At 49.9% G+C, this 973-nt stretch carries 2 protein-coding genes; both read left to right on the top strand.

The window, feature by feature from the left end:
• On the top strand, positions 1–431 hold a 431-nt coding region (locus N2315_09565), incomplete at its 5' end, for a chemotaxis protein CheX (protein ID MCX7829418.1).
• A 4-nt stretch (positions 432–435) separates the two neighbouring features.
• The coding region (locus N2315_09560; GenBank protein MCX7829417.1) for a hypothetical protein at positions 436–973 on the top strand (538 nt) is incomplete at its 3' end.

The raw sequence follows: 973 nt of genomic DNA, 5'->3' as shown, positions 1-973 counted from the left end.
AGATGTGTATAAGAGACAGGGATATTGCCGTGGGACGCCCCTACATTTGCGAGATGAATAGTCCCCATGCATGGGATATTTCGGGGGTTATTGGGCTTACCGGCGAAGCCCGGGGGGCGGTGGTGCTTTCTTTAAAGCAAGACCTGGCCCTGACTATAACGGCTACGTTAACGGGGAGGGAGCAACCTGCCCTGAATGAGGATGTGGTCGATGCGGTGGGGGAACTCATCAATATCATCGCCGGCAATGCCAAGAAGGGCCTTGAGGAAAGTTTTAAACTGGTTATTTCTCTGCCCACCATCGTGGATGGGCCGAATCATCATATCGCCTGGCCGCTTGAACAAACCCGCATCATTTGCATTCCCTTTACGGTCCAGGGAGGAAAGGAATTCTGCCTCTCTGTGGCCCTGGAAACAAAGAGGGAGGGCTGAAAATATGAGTAAGGGGTCTTCGAATCTTTTCATCAACCTGATGACGAGCGGAAAGTTCTTCAGGGAAGACGATCCAGAAAAAATGGATATGACGATCCGGTACGTGCTCCTCAATTCCATGATATTTGTGGGTTGTACCCTTCTTGTTCTATTTGGAATAGAAAGCTTTAAAGAACAAGCACCCCTGCAGGGTATTCTGGATTTTTCCATGGCAGCGATTACGCTGGTAGGATTTGTTCTCCTTAGGACACCCGCTCCCTTTATCTGGTCTTCGGGTCTTACGGTCCTTTCGTTCATGGGGCTCTGCGCGTTTCTGGTGTATACCGGGGGGGTACAAAACTCGGGGGTTCTCTGGGCCTATTCCTTTCCTCTTTTAGCTATCTTCCTTTTGGGAATCCGTTTGGGAAGCCTCTTAACGGCCCTGCTTGGTCTATTCTTGGGAATGGTGGTTTTGATTCCAGGATTCAGTCCTCAGAAGTATGAAGCAGCCTTTGCTTTCCGCGGTATCGGCGTCTATATCCTTGTTACCCTTTGTACGATGG

Source organism: Thermanaerothrix sp. (assembly GCA_026417795.1).
In the GTDB taxonomy this organism is placed as follows: Bacteria; Synergistota; Synergistia; order Synergistales; family Synergistaceae; genus Thermanaerovibrio.
This window is presented reverse-complemented; position numbering and strand designations above follow the sequence as displayed.